17 protein-coding genes are annotated in these 17,128 nt (G+C 64.4%); 5 read left to right on the top strand and 12 right to left on the bottom strand.

Going from position 1 to position 17,128, the window contains the following annotated elements; genetic code table 11:
• Nucleotides 1-95: 95 nt before the first annotated feature.
• The 6 genes from H292_RS0119130 to H292_RS0119105 all read right to left on the bottom strand — a co-directional run bounded on the left by H292_RS0119130 (nucleotide 96) and on the right by H292_RS0119105 (nucleotide 6,869).
• Complete coding sequence (locus H292_RS0119130; protein ID WP_020112446.1) at nucleotides 96-566, bottom strand: DUF309 domain-containing protein; 471 nt, start codon at nucleotides 564-566, stop codon at nucleotides 96-98.
• A 7-nt stretch (nucleotides 567-573) separates the two neighbouring features.
• Nucleotides 574-1,908 carry a multidrug effflux MFS transporter gene (locus H292_RS27265; RefSeq protein WP_020112445.1) on the bottom strand — a complete coding sequence of 445 codons (1,335 nt, stop codon included), beginning with the start codon at nucleotides 1,906-1,908 and terminating at the stop codon, nucleotides 574-576.
• 125 nt (nucleotides 1,909-2,033) lie between these two features.
• Entirely contained in the window at nucleotides 2,034-2,975 is a 942-nt protein-coding gene (locus H292_RS0119120) for an aldo/keto reductase (RefSeq protein WP_020112444.1), read from the bottom strand.
• A gap of 72 nt (nucleotides 2,976-3,047) precedes the next feature.
• A complete protein-coding gene (locus tag H292_RS0119115; protein ID WP_020112443.1) occupies nucleotides 3,048-4,655 on the bottom strand; it encodes an ABC transporter substrate-binding protein in 1,608 nt (535 codons plus the stop codon).
• 159 nt (nucleotides 4,656-4,814) lie between these two features.
• The gene (locus tag H292_RS0119110; RefSeq protein ID WP_371828037.1) at nucleotides 4,815-5,771 is read right to left on the bottom strand and encodes a DNA-3-methyladenine glycosylase family protein; all 957 of its coding nucleotides are present in this window, start codon (nucleotides 5,769-5,771) and stop codon (nucleotides 4,815-4,817) included.
• A gap of 60 nt (nucleotides 5,772-5,831) precedes the next feature.
• Nucleotides 5,832-6,869, bottom strand: a complete 1,038-nt coding sequence (locus tag H292_RS0119105) for an acrylyl-CoA reductase family protein (RefSeq protein ID WP_020112441.1) — start codon at nucleotides 6,867-6,869, stop codon at nucleotides 5,832-5,834.
• A gap of 257 nt (nucleotides 6,870-7,126) precedes the next feature.
• Between H292_RS0119105 and H292_RS0119100 the strand changes: the two genes are divergently transcribed.
• Complete coding sequence (locus H292_RS0119100; RefSeq protein WP_020112440.1) at nucleotides 7,127-7,660, top strand: ribonuclease H family protein; 534 nt, start codon at nucleotides 7,127-7,129, stop codon at nucleotides 7,658-7,660.
• A gap of 32 nt (nucleotides 7,661-7,692) precedes the next feature.
• Here the strand turns inward: H292_RS0119100 and H292_RS0119095 are convergent, their stop codons facing one another.
• The 4 genes from H292_RS0119095 to zapE form a co-directional block, all read right to left on the bottom strand.
• Nucleotides 7,693-8,655 (bottom strand): pirin family protein, encoded by a 963-nt coding sequence (locus H292_RS0119095; protein ID WP_020112439.1) that lies wholly within the window; start codon nucleotides 8,653-8,655, stop codon nucleotides 7,693-7,695.
• Nucleotides 8,656-8,668: 13 nt separating this feature from the next.
• Nucleotides 8,669-9,052 carry a MarR family winged helix-turn-helix transcriptional regulator gene (locus tag H292_RS0119090; RefSeq protein ID WP_371828043.1) on the bottom strand — a complete coding sequence of 128 codons (384 nt, stop codon included), beginning with the start codon at nucleotides 9,050-9,052 and terminating at the stop codon, nucleotides 8,669-8,671.
• A gap of 55 nt (nucleotides 9,053-9,107) precedes the next feature.
• Nucleotides 9,108-10,199, bottom strand: a complete 1,092-nt coding sequence (locus H292_RS0119085; RefSeq protein WP_019666950.1) for an LLM class flavin-dependent oxidoreductase — start codon at nucleotides 10,197-10,199, stop codon at nucleotides 9,108-9,110.
• A 218-nt stretch (nucleotides 10,200-10,417) separates the two neighbouring features.
• On the bottom strand, nucleotides 10,418-11,350 hold the full coding sequence (gene zapE, locus H292_RS0119080) for a cell division protein ZapE (protein ID WP_019666949.1): 933 nt from the start codon (nucleotides 11,348-11,350) through the stop codon (nucleotides 10,418-10,420).
• A gap of 48 nt (nucleotides 11,351-11,398) precedes the next feature.
• On the opposite strand from zapE, the gene H292_RS0119075 reads away from it, so the two are divergent.
• Together H292_RS0119075 and H292_RS0119070 are read left to right on the top strand one after the other, a co-directional pair.
• Entirely contained in the window at nucleotides 11,399-11,920 is a 522-nt protein-coding gene (locus tag H292_RS0119075) for a TetR/AcrR family transcriptional regulator (RefSeq protein WP_020112438.1), read from the top strand.
• A gap of 40 nt (nucleotides 11,921-11,960) precedes the next feature.
• Entirely contained in the window at nucleotides 11,961-13,031 is a 1,071-nt protein-coding gene (locus tag H292_RS0119070; protein ID WP_020112437.1) for a glycerophosphodiester phosphodiesterase family protein, read from the top strand.
• A 16-nt stretch (nucleotides 13,032-13,047) separates the two neighbouring features.
• On the opposite strand, the gene H292_RS0119065 is transcribed toward H292_RS0119070, so the two are convergent.
• On the bottom strand, nucleotides 13,048-13,950 hold the full coding sequence (locus H292_RS0119065; RefSeq protein WP_019666946.1) for an oxidoreductase: 903 nt from the start codon (nucleotides 13,948-13,950) through the stop codon (nucleotides 13,048-13,050).
• 34 nt (nucleotides 13,951-13,984) lie between these two features.
• Here H292_RS0119065 and H292_RS0119060 point away from each other — a divergent pair, with 34 nt between their 5' ends.
• Nucleotides 13,985-14,185, top strand: coding sequence for a hypothetical protein (locus H292_RS0119060; RefSeq protein WP_020112436.1), 201 nt, complete (start codon nucleotides 13,985-13,987; stop codon nucleotides 14,183-14,185).
• A 40-nt stretch (nucleotides 14,186-14,225) separates the two neighbouring features.
• Here the strand turns inward: H292_RS0119060 and H292_RS0119055 are convergent, their stop codons facing one another.
• Complete coding sequence (locus tag H292_RS0119055; RefSeq protein ID WP_020112435.1) at nucleotides 14,226-16,268, bottom strand: HNH endonuclease signature motif containing protein; 2,043 nt, start codon at nucleotides 16,266-16,268, stop codon at nucleotides 14,226-14,228.
• 137 nt (nucleotides 16,269-16,405) lie between these two features.
• On the opposite strand from H292_RS0119055, the gene H292_RS0119050 reads away from it, so the two are divergent.
• A complete protein-coding gene (locus H292_RS0119050; protein WP_019666943.1) occupies nucleotides 16,406-16,759 on the top strand; it encodes a hypothetical protein in 354 nt (117 codons plus the stop codon).
• Nucleotides 16,760-17,128 lie beyond the last annotated feature (369 nt).

Raw genomic sequence — 17,128 nt, 5'->3', positions numbered from 1 at the left:
GCCGACACCACCTCGAAGTTCTCGTCTAACTGTCGCAAGCCTTACCTAACCTTGCGCCACTGTAGCCAAAGCGGCGGGCATCGCCAAACGCGGGCTCAGGAGAGTAGACGAGGAACGGTGGGATCAGGCGGAAGAGCGCCGGCGTCGAGCTGGTCCTGTATGCCTTCCGACCAGCTGAGCAGCCCCGAGATGTCGAGCCCGTATGGTGGGTCGAGTTCGTAGTCGCGGATCCGGTCGTGCCCCTGTCTCAGCAGGGACTTCGCGCCGACGACGTTACCGCGGAGCACGTGAGTCAGTCCGACGGCGAGCTGGGCGAGGCCCTGCCAGAGTCTGCGTTCCGGCTCGGGCGCGTCCTTCCACGTGCCTTCGAGGATTTCGTGAGCGTGGAACGGCATCGACGCGTCGAGCAGCTTCTGCGCTCTCGTGATGGCCTCGTCGGGAGGCAACCTCAGATCGTCGGGAATGCGTTCGACGCCGACGGCGCCCCGCGCGAGCGGCCTTCCCAGGCCGTCACGGGGGCGCCCGTTGAGCGGTTTGCCGGTGGCGTCGCGTTCACGGTCCGGCACTCGACTCTCACACCTCGCTGGTAGACGTTTCCACGGACTTCGCTCGTGTCGTCTGGGCTGCCGCCTCAGGAGACTTTCGGTCCTCGCTCGCGTGGATCGTCCGACTTGCCTGGGCCTCCGGCTCGGACCGGCGTCCGGACTGTCGTGCGGAGGTGACCGTCACGCCGATCAGAGCCAGCAGGGCGATGGCCGACACGGCAACCATCGTCAGCGATACTGCCACGTTGTCGTTGCCGAGCGCACCCACGACGGGAGCGATGATCGCACCGGAACCGAACTGTGCGGCGCCGAGGAGTGCGGCTGCCGTTCCGGCTGCTTCGCCGTGTCGCGACAGCGCGAGGGCAGGCGCGTTGGGCATCACGAAGCCGACGGCACCGAGCACGAACCACAGTGGGACGAGGAAGCCGAAGATCCCGCCGATCCCTGCAACCGCCAGGATCGTCATGACGAGAGCCGCCACCACAGCTGCCGACAGTGCGCTGATCACGATGCGTACGGGAGTGAAGCGTCCGAGCAGCACGACGTTCAACTGCGAGGCGCCGATCAGCGCGATCGCTCCGAGCGCGAACACGATCGCGAACTGCTGCTCGCTGAGACCGAACTCGTCCTGCAGCACGAAGGACGATCCGGCGATGTACGCGAACATGGCCGACATCGCGAGGGCGGCGACGAGGACGAGTACGACGAATTGCCCGTCGCGCAGGAGGCCGCCGTACGTGCGCACGACGGGCATGACGCCTCGGCTGCGACGACGCTCGGGCGGCAGGCTCTCGCGCAGAGCGAAGACAGCGAGAATCAGCAAGGCAACGCCGAGTACGGCGAGGACACCGAACACCCACCGCCACGTTCCGACGATGAGGATGCCGCCGCCGATCGACGGTGCAAGTACGGGTGCGACGCCCATGACCAGCATCAGACGAGACAGGACGGTTGCCGCCGCCCGACCGGTGAAGAGGTCACGAACGACTGCCATGGCGACGACCGCCGCCGCTGCCGCACCGAGTCCTTGCAGGCCACGGAACAGTCCGAGGACCGGGACGTTGGGAGCGATGACACAGAGAAGGGATGCGCCGATGTGCACCGCGGTGCCGACGATCAGCGGAAGGCGCCGACCCACGATGTCGGACAGAGGTCCGATGACGAGCTGACCGAGCGCGAGCCCGATCAACGTTCCGGTGAGCGTGAACTGCACGGCGGCTGCCGACGAGTTCAGATCGTCGACGATGGACGGCAGAGCGGGAAGGTACATGTCGATCGTCAATGGACCGAGAGCGATCAACGCGCCGAGCACCAGAATGATTCGCAGGCGCTCGGCAGAGGTCGGTTCTGTGGATGCCGACATGGCATCGGTTGCTTGCGTCACCCAACCGTCAGCAACCGATGCCGGCGCGTTGTTCCCGACTCTGCGGAAAAGTTCCCGGTGTGGCAGAGGTTACGTAGCCGAGAAGGCCGGGAGCGGAGCCCGGCTCAGATTCGTCCGGATACCTCGGTGAGTCGTGCGATTTCGTCGGAGGCGAGCGACAGGCGTGGTGCGTCGAGCAGTGCGGGTAGTTGAGAGATCTTGCTGGCGCTGGCGATCGGTGCGGTGACCGTCGGCTGTGCGAGAAGCCAGGCGAGTGCGACGGTGGAGATCTCCGCGTCGTGAGCATCGGCGATCTCGTCGAGCGCGGTCACGACGTCGAGGCCTTTGTCGGTGAAGTATCCCGTGGCGAGCCGCTCGCGTGCCTGTCCTTCCAGGTCTTCGCGAGTGCGGTACTTGCCTGTCAGGAAGCCCGCTGCGAGCGAGAAGTACGGGAAGACGCCCAGGTTGTTGTCGGTGGCGAGTGGTGCGAGTTCGCTCTCGTACTCGCGGCGCGTGACGAGGTTGTAGTGCGGCTGCAGCGCGATCGGCTTGGCGAAACCGTGCTCGTCGGCGAGCGACACCCACTCGCGGATGCGGTCGGCGGAGTAGTTCGAGATGGCGACGTACCGCACCTTCCCGTCTTTGACGAGTTGGTCGAACGCGGCGAGGGACTCGACGAGCGGGGTGGACTCGTCGTCGTAGTGGGCGTAATAGACGTCGATGTGGTCGCTCTGGAGTCGCTTCAGCGAGGCCTCGGCTGCAGCGGCGATGTTCTTCGGGGCGAGGCCCTTGAACTCGGGGTGCTGGCTCACCTTGGTGGCGATCACGACGTCGTCGCGGTTGCCGCGTGCGGCAGTCCACTTACCGATGATGGTCTCGGATTCGCCGCCCGAATTACCGTCGGCGAAGGCGGAATAGGAATCGGCGGTGTCGATGAAGTTGCCTTCACCTGCCGTGAACGCATCGAGGATCTCGAACGACGCTTTCTCGTCGCTCGTCCAACCGAACGTGTTTCCGCCGAGAGCGAGGGGGAAGATGTCGAGGTTCGAGTTTCCGATGGCAACCAAGATGACTCCTTATCTAGGCGAACTATTCCTGTGTGGCAACGCGGGGAGGTCGCCGGATTGTTCCCGCGAGTGTCATTCCTCGATCCACGTATCCACGAACGACGGCCACCACGGTGCCTGGAAGCTCAGCCCGTGCACGGTCGACGGGGCGGCTTGGGTCTGGCTCCCTTCGGTGATCGGGAATGCGTAACCGCGGTCGACGATCGTGTCCTGAATGCGGTTGGCGAGCTCACGGCGGGTGACATCGTCGAGCTCGGACGCCTGCTCGCCGAGGAGGTGTTCGAGCTCGGGGTCGTAGGAGGACTTGAAGTAGTTGCTGTACGTCGGGTCGAACGCGGACACCAGCACGTCGGCATCGGGCCGAGTCAGGTTGCCGTACTGGAGCTGCCATCGACCCGACGAACGGTTGGCGGTCACCTCGGCGGCGGTGAGCTGCTCGAGCTGGAAGTCGATGCCGATCTCTCTCAGCTGCTGCTGTGTGAGCTCGTGGATCGGCTTGTCGCCGTTCGCGCTGAATTGAATTGCGACGCTCAGCTTCCGGCCGTCCTTCTCGCGAATGCCGTCGGGGCCTTCGGTCCACCCCGCGTCGTCGAGGATTCGACGCGCCTCGTCCTGGTCGGCTTTTAGGGCCTCGGACAGATCCGTGTAGTCGGGGTGCGTCGAGGACAGCACGCTCGTGGGAACCGTCTGGAACTCGTTGAACACCGTGTCGTGAATTTCATGGCGATCGATGCCCAGCTGCAACGCTTTTCGGACGGATTCGTCGGCGAGGATCGGGTCCGTCACGTTCGGGTAATAGGTGTAGACGACGCCCGCCGAGGAGCGGGAGACGATGTCGAAGCCCTGTGCCCGAATGGAGTCGACGTCGTTGCTCGGTACGGTCGTCGAGACCTGGATCTGACCGCTGAGCAACGCTCCGGTTCGGACGAGGTCTTCCGGGAGTATCTGGAACGTCACGCGGTCCAGGTAAGCGGGTCCCTCGTGTGCGTTCTTCGGCGAGGACCATCGGTAGTCGTCGCGGCGCTTCACGACGAACTTCTGGTCTGCAACAACTTCCTCGATGACGAACGGACCGCTTCCGATGACGCCCTGCGCCAGTCGCTCCTCGGGTGTCCTGGTGGTGATGGTCTCCGGTGCGATGATGCCGAGCGGTTTCTCCGACAACGCCTGCAGAAAGCCGGCTTTCGGGGCGTCGAACTCGACTCGGAGCGTCAGCGGATCCACGACGACCGACTCCCGATAACCCTGAAGGTATGCGGAGGACTGAAATGCGCGCCCCTGCTTGCCGAGTTCCACCACGTTGTCGAAGTTCAGCTTCACGGCTTCGGCGTCGAGAACTTCGCCGTTGCTGAACGTGACTCCGTCCTTCAGCGCGAAGGTGTAGGACGTCCCGTCGTCGCCGATCTTCCACGATTCCGCGAGCCAGGGTACGACCTCACCGGTGTCGGGGATCTGCTCGGTGAGATTGTCCACGATTTCGACATTGGCGAAGTTGCACCCGGACGTCTGTGCTTTGTCCCAACCGCAGGCAGGAATGATCCCCACGGTGATCTCCCCGCCCGACCGGGGAGTCAGGCCCCCGTCGGTGCTGGTGCTGGTTCCTGAACTGCACCCGGCGAGAAGCGCACTGGCCGCGGCGATCGCAACCGCCGCCGCCCGCAGACGTGGGCCGAGACTCATGACGTCATCCTCCTGCTTTTGTGTCCCGGAAAACTAGCAGTTGAAATTCGGTGTGCAAAACGCTCGCGAACTGCCAGGTCAGGGACGTGGAGGAGAAAAAATCACCGTGCTCACAATCATTGTGCCGCAGGTGGATTGGGTGCTACTCGTACTCGTGCGTCAGTGCCAGGTGTGGTCGACGAGGGGTGTGCGTGGACCGAATTTCGGTTTGATTGCCCGGCCGCTGATTTGAAGTAGCTTGACGGCACGAAAGCGATGCGGTGCAAGCGGTTTCATGTACTCGATCATTCCGGCGTCGTCGAGGGGGTGACCGAGAAGCGACCACCCGACCACAGCGGCCAAGTGGTAGTCGCCCACGGACAAGGCGTCGGGATCGCCGAAGGCACGTTGCGCGACTTCCGCTGCCGTCCAGATGCCGACGCCGGGGACAGCCCGCAGGCGACGTGTCGCATCCGCGAACGGCATCGAGGCGGCTTCTTCCATACGGTGCGCCACCTGTGCGCATCGCACGATGGTCTTGGAGCGAGCAGGATCGACGTTGGCGAGGTGGTACTCCCACGAGGGAATGCGGCGCCAGACGTCCGGAGGGGGCGGAACGAACATCGGCTTCGGAGTCGGGCCAGGTGCGCGCTCGCCGAATTTCGTGACGAGCCTGCGCCACGACGAGAACGCGGACAGCCCGTGGACTCGCTGCTCGAGTACCGCGGGCACCAGGGCTTCCATGACGAGCCCGGTCCTGCCGAGGCGAAGGTGCGGATGCTGTCGGTGAGCTTCCTTCAGGGTCGGATGCTCCGGCGCGAAGCCCGACGAGTCGTCCTCACTGCCCAGCAGCGCGGGCAGAAATCCGGTGAACTCCTCGGCACCGGGACCCCACGCCTGGCTCCGGACGGCGGTGCGCGAGATAGGGGTGATCCTGTATGTGACCGGACCGGACGGAAGACGCGACGCTCGCCAGACGCTGCCTGCGCTGTCCCGCTCGAACGTGGGGTCTCCCTTGCCCCTGCGTAGATCCCGAAGGCACGCCATCGGGTCCAGCGGGGACGCCGACTCGAACACCGTCGAGACATCACTGTCTCCGGCGGCTGATGGAGAGCCTGGCGTGGTCTTCGGGAACATCGTGCCGCCGACTTTATCCCCTCCGACCGACACGCCGGAACTGGATCCGAGCGCCGCGGCCTACGCGAAGCCTCCGGAGACGGCGACGACCGTTCGGCCGGTGACGCCACCGCCGGAGATCGAGTCGAGAGCACTCGCGACGTCCGCCACGGGCACCTCGGTGGTGAGCGCCGACAGACGCTGCGGGCGCAGATCGGTTTCGAGTTTCTGCCACAGTGCCCGGCGCTTGTCGATGGGGAGTAACACGGAGTCGATGCCGAGCAGAGACACGCCGCGCAGAATGAACGGAAGCACCGTCGTCGGCAGCTGCGCGCCTCCGGTCAGACCGCTCGCGGCGACAGCGCCGCCGTACCGGACCGTGCTCAACGCATGTGCCAGCGTCTTGCCGCCTACGCAGTCGACGACGCCGCCCCACTCCGCCTTGCCGAGCGGACGCGGCTTGGCATCGGGATCCTCCGGCAGCCGGCCGACGACCCGCGATGCACCCAACTCTGTCAGCAGTTGCGTGGCGCCTTGCTTGCCGGACGATGCGACCACTTCGTAGCCTGCGGCCGAGAGGAGGTCGACGCTGACCGTCCCCACTCCGCCGCTGGCACCCGTCACAAGCACCGGCCCGTCGGACGGAGTCACGCCTGCCGCCTGCAGCGCACGCACGCTCAGTGCCGCGGTGAAACCCGCGGTGCCGATGGCCGCGGCCTCACGGGTGGACAGGGTGGTCAACGGCACCACCCACTCGGCGGGAACGCGCGCGAACTCGGCGTAACCACCGTGCTGCGCAGTACCGATGTCGTACCCGTGCGCAACGACGCGCTGGCCTACCTCGAACTCCGGCGATGTGGATTCCGCAACGGTTCCCGCGATGTCGATGCCAGGGACGATGGGGTACTCGCGGACGACTCCACCCTTCGGCGTGATCGCGAGAGCATCCTTGAAGTTGACCGACGAATACTCCACGGCAATCGTCACCGACGGACCCGACACCTCCGGCAGAAACGACGCGTCGACGCGTTCTCGCGTGAGCGTGATGCCGTCGGCCTCCCTCGCCACCAATGCTTCGAACGACGACGGGATGGATTCTCCTGGCGCTGCAGTTGTCACGATTCGAGTCCTCGGTGAGTGCGAATGTGTGATCGACCCTGTCGGGTGCGTTCTCGGATGCTTTCCCACACTACCCATTCGGACACCCACACAGCCTCGAGCGGTCCTCGGCCCCCGAATTCAGAGGTCCGCAGGCTCCACTCCTGCCTCATCAGGTCGTTCCGCAGGCTCCACTCCTGCCTCATCAGGTCGTTCCGCAGGCTCCACTCCTGCGCGGCGCCTGTTGTTTGTCGGTGGGGCGAAGTAGGGTCCTTCCCGTGATCATCGTGAGTACTGACGGTTCGTGTCTGCGGAATCCGGGTGGCGCCATCGGTTGGGCCTGGGTCAACCACACGGGGCCGTCCAACTCCGGTGGAGAAGCGTCGGGAACCAACCAGATCGCCGAGCTTCGAGCGCTTTTGGAGGCAATCCTCGCGCACCCCGGTGACGAGCCGATGCTCATCGAGTCGGATTCGCAGTACGCCATCAAGTGTGCTTCGGAATGGCTGCCGGGGTGGAAGCGTAAGGGCTGGAAAACCGCGGGCGGATCGCCGGTGCGCAACCTGGAATTGGTGCAGAGCATCGATCGAGCAATCGTGGACCGCAGCGGACCTGTCCGATTCCGCTGGGTCCGTGGACATGTCGGCAACCACTTCAACGAGGCAGCCGACGCGCTCGCCGGTGAAGCTGCTCGCGCCGTCGCCTCGGGCAAAGCGGGCCCCAGCAAACCTGTTGCTACCGCTGCCGGCACGCCTGCCGCTGCCGCACCTTCCCGCAGCGAATCCCTCGACGAGGTCGCTACTCTTTTCTGAGGCTCGAGCCGAACCCTCGCAGCGCCCGCACCTCAGTGTCTCGGGGCGATGCGAGCGTTCGGTAGTTCGGGCGCAGGAAGTCTGAACCCCGGTATCCGGTACCCATCGACCGTGCCGAACTGCCCGTCACGCTCCGCATGCTCCGCTCCTTCCCAGGCCTCGCGATAGGCCACGATGTCGTCGTGGGTGCGGCCCATGAAGTTCCACCACATCACTACTTCTTCACCGAACGGTGGCCCGCCGAGCAGCAGCATTCGTGCTTCGTCGGTGCCCGAGTTTCGCAGGGTGATGGCGCGATTGCCGGGCTGGAGGTATCCCAATTCGGCTCGGGCAAGGGTGCCGGATTCCGCGTCCTCGGGATCGGCGTCGTCAGCTGGGGGAAGGGTCTCGACGTTCACCGAGCCCTGGTCGACGATGATGCCGTGCTCGAAGGCCTCGTCGACGTCGAGTTGAACGGCACTCCCTGCGGGAAGGACGATCTCGGCGCCGAGGAGTGGTGTGAAAGTCGAGACGGGGGATGTCCGGCCCGCGAGAGATCCCAGGAACACCCGCAGCTCTGCGCCGCCCGTCGTCACGGCGTCGGGGACGTAGTGCTGAAAGGCCGGCGCAGTGAATCGAGCGGACCCGGGCAGGGCGACCCACAGCTGCATGCCGTGCAGGATTCGGGTGTTGTCGGTCGAGACTTCCGAGTGGGAGATTCCGCGGCCCGCGGTCATGAGGTTGAGCTCGCCGGGGTGGACAAGTGCGTGCGAGCCGATGCTGTCGCGGTGTTCGATCTCACCGGTGAACAGCCAGCTCACGGTCTGCAGCCCGGTGTGGGGGTGCGGCGGGACGTCCATGCCTCCGGACGCGGATACGTCGTCGGGACCGTAGTGATCGGCAAAACACCACGCGCCGATCAGGGTTCGCTGTTTCGTCGGTAGCGTCCGCCGGACGTTCATGGCGCGAGGGCCGCCGAGTGGAACGTCGCGTGGGGTGATGATTTCGAGGTTCATGGGAAACCGCCTGTCATGAGATGTCCTTCTGCGCGAGCCTCAGTTTGGTGCACAGTGCCGTCAGTGTTCGCAGTTCCTCGTCGGTCAACGCGTCGCCGACGTATCTCCTGATGCGCGACGCGTGCTTCCGTCCGATCTCCCGTTGCACAGCGAGGCCGTCGTCGGTGAGGCCGACGACGGTTCCGCGTTTGTCGTTCGGGTCCGGCGTGCGGGTGACCAGTCCGAGCTTCTCCAGCCGTTCGCAGAGTCGACTGAGCGAGGGCTGGGTCAGCAGGATCTCGGCGTTGAGGTCGTGCAGACGCAACGTTCGCGTCGGGCAATTGCCGAGTGTGAACAGCACGTCGTACTCGCGCAGACTGATCGGGCCCCAAATGTCGTCGGCGGTGAACTTGCGCATCAGCGCCACCTGGGAGCGAAACAACGCCTCCCAGGCGACAACCGACAGTTCGGTGCTAGACGGCAACAGCCGTCTCCTTCTCGGCGAGCATGCTCGCGTGCGTCGGCGGGTTCTCGGGAACCCCGGCCGGGCGTCGTGCGGCGAACTCCGCGCGCAGCGTCGGTACCACTTCCTCGCCCAGCAGATCGAGCTGCTCGAGGACCGTCTTCAGCGGGAGACCGGCGTGATCCATCAGGAACAGTTGGCGCTGGTAGTCGCCGAAGAAGTCCGCGAACGCGAGTGTCTTCTCGATGACCTGCTGTGGTGAGCCGACGGTCAACGGTGTCTGCTCGGTGAATTCTTCCATCGTCGGGCCGTGTCCGTAGACGGGTGCGTTGTCGAAGTACGGCCGGAACTCGTTCACTGCGTCCTGGCTGTTCTTGCGCATGAACACCTGACCGCCGAGGCCGACGATGGCCTGGTCCGCGCGGCCGTGCCCGTAGTGCTCGTAGCGTTGGCGATAGAGGTCGATGAGCTGAATGTAGTGCTCTTTGGGCCAGAAGATGTTGTTCGCGAAGAATCCGTCACCGTGGTACGCGGCGATCTCTGCGATCTCGGGGCTGCGGATCGAGCCGTGCCATACGAACGGCGGGATGTCGTCCAGCGGGCGAGGCGTGGAGGTGAAGCTGTCGAGCGGAGTCCGGAAGTTGCCCTTCCACGTCACGACGTCCTCGGTCCACAGGCGTCGCAGGAGTTGGTAGTTCTCGAGCGCGAGGGGAATGCCCTGACGGATGTCCTTGCCGAACCACGGGTAGACCGGCGCGGTGTTGCCGCGGCCCATGATGAGGTCGACGCGGCCGTCGGACAGATGCTGGAGCATCGCGTAGTCCTCGGCGATCTTCACCGGGTCGTTGGTCGTGATGAGTGTCGTCGACGTGGACAGGATCAGCTTGTCGGTCTGGGCGGCGACGTACCCGAGCATCGTCGTCGGTGACGACGGCACGAACGGCCGGTTGTGGTGCTCACCGGTTGCGAACACGTCGAGACCGACTTCTTCGGCATGCTTGGCGATGGTGACCATTGCCTTGATCCGCTCGTTTTCGGTGGGTGCGCGACCTGTGGTGGGGTCGACTGTCACGTCGCCGACGGTGAAGATTCCGAACTGCATGGTGTGCTCCCTGGCCGAATCCCTCGAACGCATTTTCATGCGTTTGCATTGACTTCTACTCTAACGGGAGTTTGCCGGGTGGTATTCCATGCCGGTGCCGAGAAATTTCCGAAAAACTTTCCATCCGGACCCATCCAGCCTTTCACCTGCGGCGAATGATGGATGAGACGCCCGCGGCTGCTGTCGCCCCCGACCGCCGTCAGCTGTGGGCGTCTCCCTTACTTCTCGGCTCCGAGACGTGTCGACGCCCGCGAATGCCGAAGCTGATGGAGCCTGCTCAGCGTCCTCTTCAGATCGACTCCTCCCGACGAGACCGAGCCGAGGCCTTCCCGGTGACCGTCGGCGAACTCCTCCAACGGCACCCGTGCGTGAAATCGAGTCCTGATGTCCGCGTCGTACAGGATGTCCACGAGATTCGAGAATCTGCGCACTGCGTCGTCCGACGCCTGGGCAAGTGCTGGTATTTCCCTGATCGTCAGTTCTGCGCCCGCGTCGAGCCGATCGACGATGGCCAGGTAATCGCCCGTCGACCTCGGGGCCTCGCACAGGTCCGCGAAGGACTCGCCTGCGGCAGTTCCGGTGGTGGACCAGGTTCCCGCGGAGAATCCCGAGTTCTCGGTGTTCGCGTCGCCCAGGGTGCGGTAATCCACGGGTCCGTCGACGCACACCACTCGGAGGTTCGCTTTCAGAACCTCGATGGTCGGGAGGAATGCGTCGTGAAACAGCGGATTGGGCAGCAAGCCGTCGGGTGGGTAATTGGACGTCGCGACCACGGCGACACCTCGTGCCCACAGGGCGTCGAGCATCCGGGCGATGAGCCGTGCGTCGCCGATGTCGTGCACGTGGAATTCGTCGAAGCAGAGCAATCGGGTGGGGCCGATCAACGCGTCGAGCGTCGGTTCGAGCTGGAACCGATGAACGAAGTACGACGCGTGCAGGTCACGGAAAAAGGTGTGGAAGTGCAGGCGTTTCTTGGGCTCCGGTGCGGCGCCGAAGTATCTGTCCATCAACCAGGTCTTGCCTCGCCCGACGGGTCCCCACAGGTACAGGCCGAGCGTGTCGGCCTCGGTGAGAAGGTCGACGACGGAGTGCTGCGACGGGTCCAGGTCGAAATCGGCGGCGAACGCATTCCGGGGTACTGGTGGCCTCATGGGCGCCCACTCTACATATGTAGAGGAAATTGGCGTACGATCCACGTCATGGACAGAAGAGCTGCGATCGCGGACGCGGCGATCGACGTCATCGCCGATTCCGGACTCCGGGCACTGACCCACCGCAAGCTCGACGACGCCCTGACGCTGCCGGCCGGCTCCACGTCGTACTACTTCCGATCGAAAGCCGATCTGTTCGCCGCCGTGATCGCCCGGATCACCGAGACTTCGCGTGCCGAGTTCACCCACCTGTCGACCATCGAGGGTGATCCGGTCGAGGTGACGGTGCGGTACCTGGACCACCTCGTCACGGAGAGAGCCGCCCAACTACGCGCCCGGCACGTGCTGATGCTCGACCCGACGGTGTCCGACGCCGACCGCGCCGCGCTGGCGGGCAGCCTGTTCTCGGGGCCTGGTGCCGTCGAACTGTTCGGCGACGCCGAGGTCGGAGCCGGCTACATCGCGTTGTGCGAGGGGTTGGTGACCTCTGCCCTCGGGGCCCGCGCCGCACGCACGGAAATGTTCCGAGCGCCTGTTGTCACTTATCTGAAGGGTGCGGGGAAGCTCTAGTTCACGGAGTCGACGCTTCTCACCCCTAGCGTCGAACGGCATGCGACGACTACCAGGTGCCGCGCTCGTCTTGACCGTGCTCGCAGCGGTCACGTTCACTGCATGTTCGTCGGCCGAAGCGGACCGGTCGCCGGATCCTCGACCTCAGCCGTCGAACGGCGAGTTCGATCTACAGGCGCACCGGGGTGGACTCGGCCTCGTCTCCGAGAGCACCCTCGAATCGTTCACCACTGCACTGGAGCTCGGCGTGACCACGCTGGAACTGGACACGCAGATCACCGAGGACGGGATTGCCGTCGTCACCCATGATCGGCAGGTCTCGTCGAAGAAATGTCTGGACACGGCACCTGTCGTCGAGCAGGATCCCGAGTTCCCCTACGTCGGCAAGTACGTGAACACGTTGACGCTGGCGCAGATTCGGACCCTGGACTGTGGGACGTTGCGGCTGGCGGACTATCCGGAGCAACGAACGGTGCCGGGTGCGCGGATGCCGACGTTGGCCGACGTTCTCGAACTTGCCGCCAGTGCCCCTGGGATCAAGCTGAATGTCGAAACCAAGGTCGAAGCGGCAAGCCCGACGGAGACGGCACCTCGTGAGCAGTTCGTCGACACCGTCCTCGGCACCATCCGTGCCGCTGGGATGCTCGACAGAGCGACGATCCAGAGCTTCGACTGGGGTGCGCTGCAGCGGGTCCGGGAAGTGGAACCCGCACTACCGACCGTCGCGCTGACGAACGGTGAGTTTCTTCAGATCGGTCAGTCCGGGAGGTCGCCATGGCTCGGTGGCGTGGACATCGACGATTTCGACGGTGACCCGATTGCCGCGATCCGCTCGTTCGGCGCATCCGGATTCTCACCGGTTCAGGGAAATCCGCAGAGCGGCAAGGTAAGTGACCCGGACTTCGAGCTGTACGTGACCCAGAAGATGATCGACGACGCCCATGCCGCTGGAATTCGGGTCATTCCGTGGACAGTCGACGACCCCGAGACCATGAACGTCCTGCTGGACATGGGAGTCGACGGGATCATCACCGACTACCCGGACCGGCTACGCGCGGTGCTGAGCGACCGGGGTATGCCGCTACCCGCTTCGGTCACGGTAGGCGGCTGACCCGCATGTCGGTGCGTCAGCCGAGGTCGTACACGACTCCGGTGAGTCGTTCACTTGCTTCCCAGAGCTTTTCGGCGAGCTGGCGGTCTTTTGCCTTGCCGGAGAGCTTTGCCGGAGCGGGAGCGCCACGGGACTCGAACAACCACTTCGGGCCCGTGTACGACCCCGGTCCACCCTTCTCGAGTGCGTGGAGGGTAGGAAGTGCGCCGGCTTTCGCGGACTGCGAGATGATCGGCAGCCCGACGGCCGCGACGAGGGACGCAATCTTGGAACTCCCCAGGCCGTCGGGACTCGAGTACAACTCGGTCGACGAGATGCCGGGGTGGGCGGCGTTGCTCGTGATGTCGATCTTCGCGGCATCGAGACGGCGCTGAAGTTCCAGTGCGAACAACAGATTCGACAACTTGGAATTGGCGTAACCCCGCTGTGGGTTGTACCCGCGCGTGGCCTGCAGATCGTCGAAATCGAGTTTCGGTGCTTGCTTGTGGGCGACCGAGGAGACGGTGACGACGGTGGCCTTGTCCGACGCGCGAAGCTTGGGGAGCAAGTGGCCGGTCAACGCGAAGTGGCCGAGGTGATTGGTACCGAATTGAAGTTCGAAGCCGTCGACGGTCTCGCGCCGCGTCGCAGGCATCATGACGCCTGCGTTGTTGATGAGGACGTCGACGCGGTCGGGAGCCGATGCCGCGAAATCACGCACCGAGCTCAGATCGGCCAGATCGAGTTCGGCAGTGTCCACGACGCCGCCGGTGCTGTTGGTTTCTGCGGCAATCTTGTCCGCCGCTGTCTTGGCCTTGTCCAGGTTGCGGCAGGCCAAGGTCACGTGGTCGCCTTGCTTCACCAACTGGAGCGCGGTGAAGTAACCGATTCCGGTGTTTCCGCCGGTGAGGATGACGCGTCGCTGCTTGTTGTCAGGCACCCGACCAGGTTACCGGCGAGTTTAAGATGTGGCCATGAGTGAGCCGATCGACCATTTCCCCGCAGGCACCGGACGCCCCGCAGCAGGCGCATTCTTCGCCGCCGGCTTCACATCGCTCGAGGCGTTGGCCGGGCAGTCGGAATCGGCGCTCGCACAGCTCCACGGCGTCGGCCCCAAAGCACTCGGCATCGTGAAGGCCGCCTTGGAAGCGGAAGGACTCGGGCTCGAACCCTAGTACGAGTCATTACGCAGGCTCCACTCCTGAAACCTCCTGCTCAGAACGGTGGTGGCCGGTACTTCTCGCGTTCGGCGACCACGGCGCGATGCTCGAGGAACTTCTCGCGGAGGTATAGCGCGTCGGCTCGGCACTGCGGATCGTCGAGTCTTGCGATGTCCGCCAGACTTGGTGCGCCGCCGTCGGTGCGCGGATTCAGGAGCCTCCAGAGTTGGCAGTCCTCGTCGGTGATGTTGGCTTCCCACCACGTGGGTTCGTACAGTTCGTCCGGCGGGTCGGGTAAGTCGTCGTGGCGGTCGATGTTGTTGCGGGTGTCGGATCGACGGGATGCGCCCCTCGACGTCGGTCGGGACGGCATGCGGAATCGACGGACGTGGACGAAATCCCCGGGGATGTCGACTGTTCCGAACGCGGGTGGGGTTATGTGCTGCAGCCCAGCCCCTGAGCGCCAATAGATTCCGTCTCCGTCGAGCTTGGTGCACGCCCACAGTCGCAGAGTCTTGGCCTGATGGTGGTACGGGCACAGTGGATGCAGGTTTCCGAGAACGGTCCAGCCTCCGGAAATCGGATCTCGATGATCGAACGGAACGATGTGGTCGATGTCGCAACGGGCAGCCGGTACCCCACAGTTCGGGAACGTACAGGTGTGATAGCTCGCGCGAACCAGCGCGACCAGAGCAGCGCTCGGCCGGTAGGTGAGGGCTCCGGGCGGAGGCGTGCAGAATCCACCGTGTCCGTCGGGGTGCAAGCCCTCGGCGAGCGACGGGTCGAGTGCCACAGCGTCCATGAACGCAGCAATCGCCGCGGACAGCGCCGCTTCTTCCCCGATCGCCGATGCACGCGGATTGTCCTTGGCCCGCTGCGTAGTAGTCGGCAGAGGCGCTGGAGGCCGTGTTCGGCCGCGGGCGACAACCCGCCGAGCACGGGCAGCCTTACGCCGACCGCGCCGTACTGGATGTTGCGCCGGTGGTCTGGGATTCGGTGCGTCAGTAACCTTGGTGCCGCCATCGTCGTCGTCACCCCCGTCCGAACCCTCGTCCGAGTTGCCGGCACCGTCGTCGTCGAGATCGTCGGCCGATTCGTCGTTGTCGAGGCCACGGCGGTCACGTGCGGCGGTCAGGGTTTCGGTGAGCAGGACCTGCCAGCGGGTGTCGGTGGCGAGGAGTCGCACGGTTTCCGCGTCGAGAACTGTGCCGTCGGACAGTGTGGCCGGCTCTTCGTTCAGCCCGAGAATGGTTTCGATGTCGATGTGAATGTTCAGCAGGTACGGTCGCCGGTTGGGGTTCTTGGCATCGACTCCGCGAAACGGGCATTCCTCGCTCCCGCAACGGCATTGGAGCGCATCTTCTCGGTGGATCAACGCGAGTAAGGCATGTCCGCGTAGTTCTTTCTTGGTTCGTGGATCTTTCGGGCAGACGGTGGCTACGTACTCGTCGAGGAGGGCGTCGCATTCAGCGCCCTCGAGCACGCTCATCTTCGACACCAGGGTGGCGATGCCGGAGTCGTTGCGGCGAATCTCGGCGCATCGTTCGTCGGCGAGCGCAGCTTTCTGTGCAGCCGCGGCCTCGTCCGGGTCGTATTGGAACCAGCGGCGCCAGATGTTCTCCCGCAGCGCTTTCGGAGCGCATCGCTGTGCCGCGGCGAGAATATCTGCCTCCAGAGCCGACACAGTCTCGTCGCTGGCGCGGAGCAGGGTCAGAACTACCGTTCGGACACGGCCGTAGTCGAGGTCCCCGGCCGTGAAGGCGGCATCGATTGCCGGCAGACGCCAGAACAGATGGTTGGCGACAACGATCATCTGGCGCGCAACAGTCCGAGTTGTCGACATGGACACTGCTGCTTCGTATTCGACTGTGTGTCGGGCGCGATCGACGTTCGGTTCCTCACTGCCGTGCTCTGCACCCAGTGCATGCACGTCCATCTCTGCGCACAGCCGTATCTCGTAGAGATCTTGCAACTCGTGGATCACCACTGCCGACGCTCGGTTCTCTGCCCGCCGTCCATCCGACAGGCGCGTCAGTGACCGCGATGCCGCACTGTCTGCATCGGATCGAACCTGCGTGGAGCCCCCCGGCTGTGCCATGTCACATAGAGTAATCGAACATACGTTCGAACGCAACCGTGAGCGATGCCTCCCGTTATTTTCTTTCTCTGCTCCACATCGGTGTGGTCGGGTCGTCTGCTCCGGTATGGCTCCCGCAACCTGGCTAACCTGAGGCAATGACCAGTACAGGCGTTATCAGGAAGTGGTATGCCGACGAAGGATGGGGCGTTCTCGACTCCCTGGACACTGCCGGCGGATGCTGGGTTCACGTCAGCATGCTGTGGGCCATCACGCTGCCTCCTGCGCGCGAGAATGAGTCCATTCATATCACCGGTTCCAGTGTCGACGCGGTCGTCGGGGAGACCGTGGATTTCGAGTGGGAACAGGTGAGACAGGACGGTTACGACTATCGCGGAATCAGCGTGAGGCCTCGTCGAGATGGCCCCGAACGGACCATTCGCTGGGAGTACGGAGGCGATCGCCGTCATTCGGGGGTGGAATTTCGGACCGCTCCGCGGCTGCAGGAATAGACGGATGAGATTATCCGACATGCGTCCACGCGAACCGGCGATCACGGCCTAGCCTGATGCGGGCGCAAGGTAGAACGTCCCGACTGCGGGCTGACTTGGTTCGCAAGTGCTGGCTGTCGCCAGTATTTGCCCCGACCCTGTGTAGGCATCGGTTCGGTATCCATCGTCGGCCGGTTTCACCCCGGAAGTGCCTCTGCTGTCTCTGGATTCGCCAGGCGAGTTTCGTCAGCTGATGCAACAGCGGTGATACCTGCCGACGACGGCGACAGCACTCGATGTGCCCACGATGCAAGATCTTATGATCGAAGTCCGACACACGGACGCGGTCTTGGGTGTAGTCACTGTGGTGTTCCTCCGAGGGTGCTAGCT

This window comes from Rhodococcus sp. 114MFTsu3.1 (genome assembly GCF_000383555.1).
In the GTDB taxonomy this organism is placed as follows: Bacteria; Actinomycetota; Actinomycetes; order Mycobacteriales; family Mycobacteriaceae; genus Rhodococcoides; species Rhodococcoides fascians_E.
This window is presented reverse-complemented; position numbering and strand designations above follow the sequence as displayed.

Coding starts and splice junctions, on each gene's coding strand:
- H292_RS0119115 (WP_020112443.1), bottom strand. CDS start 4,655: ATGAGTCTCGGCCCACGTCTGCGGGCGGCGGCGGTTGCGATCGCCGCG.
- H292_RS0119060 (WP_020112436.1), top strand. CDS start 13,985: ATGAGTGAGCCGATCGACCATTTCCCCGCAGGCACCGGACGCCCCGCA.
- H292_RS0119075 (WP_020112438.1), top strand. CDS start 11,399: ATGGACAGAAGAGCTGCGATCGCGGACGCGGCGATCGACGTCATCGCC.
- H292_RS0119055 (WP_020112435.1), bottom strand. CDS start 16,268: ATGGCACAGCCGGGGGGCTCCACGCAGGTTCGATCCGATGCAGACAGT.
- H292_RS0119090 (WP_371828043.1), bottom strand. CDS start 9,052: ATGCGCAAGTTCACCGCCGACGACATTTGGGGCCCGATCAGTCTGCGC.
- H292_RS0119050 (WP_019666943.1), top strand. CDS start 16,406: ATGACCAGTACAGGCGTTATCAGGAAGTGGTATGCCGACGAAGGATGG.
- zapE (WP_019666949.1), bottom strand. CDS start 11,350: ATGAGGCCACCAGTACCCCGGAATGCGTTCGCCGCCGATTTCGACCTG.
- H292_RS27265 (WP_020112445.1), bottom strand. CDS start 1,908: ATGTCGGCATCCACAGAACCGACCTCTGCCGAGCGCCTGCGAATCATT.
- H292_RS0119110 (WP_371828037.1), bottom strand. CDS start 5,771: ATGTTCCCGAAGACCACGCCAGGCTCTCCATCAGCCGCCGGAGACAGT.
- H292_RS0119095 (WP_020112439.1), bottom strand. CDS start 8,655: ATGAACCTCGAAATCATCACCCCACGCGACGTTCCACTCGGCGGCCCT.
- H292_RS0119070 (WP_020112437.1), top strand. CDS start 11,961: ATGCGACGACTACCAGGTGCCGCGCTCGTCTTGACCGTGCTCGCAGCG.
- H292_RS0119085 (WP_019666950.1), bottom strand. CDS start 10,199: ATGCAGTTCGGAATCTTCACCGTCGGCGACGTGACAGTCGACCCCACC.